General features: G+C 47.4%; 4 protein-coding genes and 1 pseudogene. 3 read left to right on the plus strand and 2 right to left on the minus strand.

Annotated elements, in window-relative coordinates; genetic code table 11:
- The first annotated feature begins 365 nt into the window (after window positions 1–365).
- From AC5JL8_RS25215 to AC5JL8_RS25225, 3 genes are all read left to right on the plus strand, one after another.
- On the plus strand, window positions 366–1,352 hold the full coding sequence (locus tag AC5JL8_RS25215) for a S1C family serine protease (protein WP_495882418.1): 987 nt from the start codon (window positions 366–368) through the stop codon (window positions 1,350–1,352).
- Window positions 1,353–1,538: 186 nt separating this feature from the next.
- A complete protein-coding gene (locus AC5JL8_RS25220) occupies window positions 1,539–2,369 on the plus strand; it encodes a S1C family serine protease (protein WP_495882419.1) in 831 nt (276 codons plus the stop codon).
- Complete coding sequence (locus AC5JL8_RS25225; protein ID WP_495882420.1) at window positions 2,366–2,998, plus strand: response regulator transcription factor; 633 nt, start codon at window positions 2,366–2,368, stop codon at window positions 2,996–2,998. Before AC5JL8_RS25220 ends, AC5JL8_RS25225 begins: the two co-directional genes overlap by 4 nt.
- A 32-nt stretch (window positions 2,999–3,030) precedes the next feature.
- Here AC5JL8_RS25225 and AC5JL8_RS25230 read toward each other — a convergent pair.
- Both AC5JL8_RS25230 and AC5JL8_RS25235 read right to left on the minus strand, forming a co-directional pair.
- Window positions 3,031–4,589: pseudogene (locus AC5JL8_RS25230) on the minus strand (GMC family oxidoreductase).
- A 412-nt stretch (window positions 4,590–5,001) separates the two neighbouring features.
- A partial coding sequence (locus AC5JL8_RS25235) for a M10 family metallopeptidase C-terminal domain-containing protein (protein ID WP_495882421.1) occupies window positions 5,002–5,537 on the minus strand: 536 nt, incomplete at its 5' end.

The following is a 5,537-nucleotide window of genomic DNA, read 5'->3' on the forward strand; positions in this document are numbered from 1 at the left end:
CAAGCACGAAGTTCCGAGTTCTAAGTCCGAAGTTCCGAGTTCTAAGTCCGAAGTTCCGAGTTCTAAGTCCGAAGTTTCGAGTTCCAAGCACGAAGTTCCGAGTTCCAAGCACGAAGTTCCGAGTTCCAAGCACGAAGTTCCGAGTTCCGAACTCGAATGAGTAATAATTGCATCCACCTTGACCGGATTGCTATAGTACAGCACGGCGTAAATAAGCCACCCATTGGAAAATTTCTGAAACCGCTACGCTTCGTAAAGGTACTAGCCATTTTTATAGGGTGAATTCTCCCCAATTTTCTGATGCCGCTCATGAGTAAATCACGACACCATAAGAGCAGAGTAAGAACTTTGGTGGAGAAATTTTGATGTCCTCATTACTGGCTTTGTCCAACAGTTTAGCCGATACGGTAGAGCAAGCTGGAAGTGCTGTGGTTGCAGTGAATGCTGGTACGCGTGTTTCCTCAAGTGGAATTCACTGGCGTAATGGTATCATTGTTACTTCTGATGAGACGCTTCAGCGTTATGACGAAATAACCGTTACGTTATCAGATGGTCGCACTGTAGAAGCTACACATTTGGGTCATGATTCTAGCACCGATGTAGCTGTCTTCCAACTCCAAAATGTAGAAATCCCCATAGCGAAAATTGGCGATGCGACGACACTCAAAGTCGGTCATTTGGTGTTGGGACTGGCAAGAAGTAACGAAGGTGATTTACGGGCGGTTTTGGGTGCTGTGAGTGTGGTTAGTGGTGCATGGCGGAGTATGAGCGGTGGTAATATTGACCAATACATCCGCCCAGATATTATCCTTTATCCCGGCTTTGCAGGCGGCCCACTGGTAGATGCCGCAGGTTATGTGGTAGGAATGAATACATCAGGACGACGCGGCACAGCTTTAACTATTCCTGTTGCTACAGTTAATCGTGTGGTTGACCAATTGGTAGCAAAAGGGCATATTTCACGAGGCTATTTGGGTGTGGGAATGCAACCTGTACGCTTGCCAAATAACTTGAAAACAGCCTTAAATTTAACTTCTGATATCGGTGTGATTGTTGTGAATGTCGAGCCAGGTGGCCCAGCTGAGAATGCAGGTGTGCTGCTTGGGGATGTATTAGTTTCATTTGACGGCACAACTGTAAGTGATACAGGTGATGTTATGGCGCTACTTAATAGTAGCGATCGCGTTGGTAAAACTGTGCCAGTACAAGTTGTGCGTGGTGGGGCGTTAATTGAGTTAGCGATCGCAATTGGTGAACGTCCTATAACTGAAGAATCTGATGCTGACATTCCTCATCCCTCCCATCACAGGAGAGGAAGAGGAGGTAGGAGGGGTTCGCCGCATTCCCGTTAATTGAGTACCGCTTACCAGTTCGTAGCTTTTTTTAACGCAAAGGGGAGGCAGCGCGTTGCGGGGGTTCCCCCCGTTGTAGCGACTGCCGTCACGCAAAGTAAGCGCAGCGAAAAGTTGCGTGCGGGGGTTCCCCCCGTTGAGCAAACTTTTCAAGACAGAGTAACGCAGAGTTTTTTAAGAATCAATATGACCACTACAATTACAAACCTCACTGCTGAATTAACAGCACTAGCTGCTAAGTTACGCCACACCACAGTCAAGGTTCAAAGCAATTCTCAAGGAGTTGGTTCTGGCGTAATTTGGCAACCTGACGGATTAATTATCACTAATGCCCATGTAGCAACCAGCCATAAGGCAACGGTTCAATTGTCTGATGGGCGGGTATTTGATGCTGTGCGTACACACTTTGACCCACAGCAGGATTTAGCCGCCTTAAAAATTACTGCAACTAATTTAAACATTGCAACTATTGGTGATTCTGATGGACTGCGAGTAGGTGAATTAGTCTTAGCGGTGGGAAATCCGTTTGCTGATAGTGGCGCGGTGACAACAGGAATCATCCATGCTAATCATCAGCGTGCAGTCATGGCTAATATTCGATTGTACCCTGGCAATTCCGGGGGGCCGCTTGCCGACTGTCTCGGTCGAGTCGTGGGAATCAACACGATGGTTGTTAATGGTTTGGCTGTGGCTATCCCTAGTTTGGCTGTCAACCGTTTTTTGCGTGGCCACAGTCGCCGGCAGCTAGGAGTAACTTTGCAACCTGTGTTTGTAGATCAACGCACGTTTGGTTTATTAGTATTATCTGTGCTGTCTGGTAGTGCGGCAGAAACTGCTGGTGTGCAAATCGGTGATGTGCTGATTGGAGTTTCAGGGCGGCTATTTACTAGACTTGATGACTTAGCCAAATATCTGCATCAAAGCAACGACAGCGAATCCCTAACCTTACAAGCCTTGCGTGGTGGGCAACAATTCATTATCCATGTTGCGGGGAAAACTGCTGTGGAGGCAAAATGATCCGGGTGATGGTAGTTGCCCCTTCTCCTATAGTACGGGCAGGTTTGTCAGCTGTGGTGACTAGCAATACACAGTTGGCTGTAGTGGGGAGTGCATCCAACTTAGATGTTTTGGTCAGGGAAGTTGGGCAATTACAACCCGATGTGGTGCTACTAGATTTGGGTGCTAATCCGCAACCATCAATCTGGGAACAATTGCTGCTGATCCAAGAGGAGCAATACAGTTTGGGATTTCTGATTATTATTGAAGAACTTGAAACCATTGACTTAGAGATGGCACTGCGTTCTGGTGTCCAAGGCATATTGCCTGGTGATAGTACAGAAGCAGAAATTATCGCTGCTGTGATTGCGATCGCAAATGATTTGGTAGTGCTACATCCAGATGCTGTGGAGTTGTTGCCTATGCGAGAAAAAATCATGGCAACTCCCGTACAAACTCTGACACCACGGGAAATTGAAGTATTAGAAATGCTTGGTTCTGGGATAAGTAATAAAGCGATCGCCAAACACTTGCATATCTCCGAGCATACGGTGAAGTTTCATATCTCATCTATTTTTCAAAAGCTTGGTGTCTCCAGCCGCACCGAAGCTGTGACCGTTGGTGTCAGGCTGGGTTTGATCATGCTTTAGGTAGTCAAGCGATTACGCAAAGTGCAGTGCGCTTAGGCGATCGCACTTGTTAACGGCACTTGCTCTGGAACCCGACCTGCGACTTTAATCAAATCGGCTGCCTTTTCACCAATCATAATTGTGGGTGCGTTTGTGTTTCCCGTAGTGATAGTTGGCATAATTGATGCATCTACAACACGCAATCCTTCAACACCATGTACCCGCAGTTCGGGGTCTACCACTGCCATTAAGTCAGTTCCCATTTTGCAAGTGCCAACAGGGTGGTATACAGTATTACAACCTTGCCGGATATAAACTTGGAGTGCTTCATCGCTAGATACATCAGCACCAGGAGCAACTTCCTCGCCTCGGAACTCATCAAATACACTTGAATGTAACAACTGACGGCTAATTTTGAGTCCTGCAAAAGCTAGTTGCAGATCGGATTCACTCTGGAGATAGTTCATCCGGATTAAGGGTGGGTCTTTGGGGGAAGCAGAACGCAGACTAACACTGCCACGGCTGTAGGGCTGGGTCAAACAGGCTGTACTTGAGAATCCTGGGCCTTCGCGGGGATAAGCAGGAGGTGTCCACAAAACAGGGCCACAGAAAAACTGTAAATCAGGCGCAGCATCTAAACGACCTTCGGTATGTAGGAACAATCCAGCTTCCACAATATTGCTGGTTGGGGCAGGTTGCAGCTCCTGAGTTGCCTGATATGCCACTGGGACATGAAGGTGATCTTGGAGGTTCTGACCGACACCGGGCAAATCAACAACTACAGGAATGTCTAACGCCCGCAGTTGTTCAGCATCTCCAATTCCAGAGAGCATCAGCAGCTTGGGGGAATCTAACGCGCCAGCACTGAGAATCACTTCCTGATTCACAAAAGATTGGTGTATCGTTTCATTGTGCAGATACTCTACTCCCACCGTGCGTGTTCCTTCAAATAGTAACCGCGTGACTAATGCACCAGTGCTGACTGTTAAATTGGGGCGATCGAGAATCGGTAGTAGGAACGCAGCCGCAGTACTTTGCCGCTTACCCTCTTTTACAGTTAACTGATAAAGTCCTGCTCCCTCCTGCTGTGCACCATTAAAGTCAGGATTACGCTCATAGCCAAGTGCAACGGCTGCTTCCACAAATCGTTGTGATGTCACGCTCGGCGCTAAGGGATCACTCACAGTCAACGCTCCATCGACCCCGTGAAATTCTGATGTTCCTCGCTGCTGGTTTTCAGATTTCTTGAAATATGGCAACACATCTTGGTAACTCCAACCGAGATTGCCTAATTCCTGCCAGCGATCGTAATCATGCCGATTGCCGCGAATATAAATCATAGCGTTGATTGAACTGGTGCCACCTAAAACTTTCCCACGCGGACAAAAAATTTGCGGTTATTTAAATACGGTTCTTCTTCCGTAAAATATGCCCAGTCCACCTCAGTACCCCATAGTTTTGTCCAGAGTACAGGAACTTGGATCTCCGGTTTGGTAGCCGGAACACCCGCTTCCAGCAATAACACAGTTGTTTTACCGTCTTCGGTCAGACGATTAGCAACAACACAGCCTGCCGATCCTGCACCAATCACTACATAATCGTATTGAGTCATGAGATTTTCCTTGTTTGGCAATTTTTTTGAAAAAAGCCACCTACAGTTTGGCTTTCCCCTTAAATTTATTCATGTTCCAGCTATGGAATCGACTCCAACCGCAGTTACTCCAGGAACTAGAAATAGTACCATCTTCCAGTCATCTACTGATGGGAATAAACTTCACAGCAATATAATGAACCTAAAAAAGAGCAATTATCATGATAATTGCTCTTTTTTAAACGTTTAAGATTTTACTGAGAATTGTTAATGCGGTTGAGTTGGTAAGCCGCAGTTCTGTATTTGGTCGTGAATACATCCAGTGTCTGTCTTTGTTTGAGGGTGAGTGAAACGGCCTGTTTCTTGGCCATTGTGGTTTTCCATGACTAGACTATCTTCATGGCCAACCACCATACTCACCCTTGATTTCAACTTAGGCGAGGATGAGATCACCTGCATTTATTACTGGCGCACCCGCCAATTGGATCTCAAAGTCTGGGGTTACATCGCCTAGGAGATTGGCTTGCAACAATCCGTCGGCGTATCGCACTTGACCAACTCCACCAAAGCCTAAACCGCCAATGAACACGAGCGGAGGCCCATAGATTCCTCCCAAATCGATTTTGTCGACGCCACTGATGAAGTCTGTGATTGTGTCACGTAAACCTGCGCCAACAGGTGACTCAGCGCTGCTGAGGTAGACAAACGTATCTGCCCCAGTTCCGCCCGTCAGGGTATCTGACCCCAGTCCACCTACGAGCACATCAGCGCCAGCCCCACCATTGAGAATGTCAGCACCAGCCCCACCATTGAGAATGTCAGCGCCAGCACCACCATTGAGATTGTCAGCACCAGCATCTCCATTGAGAACATCGTTACCAGCCCCTCCATTGAGATTGTCGGTGCCAGCCCCACCATTGAGAATGTCAGCACCAGCCCCACCATTGAGAATGTCAGCGCCAGCATCTC

It is taken from the genome of Mojavia sp. (assembly GCF_059505145.1).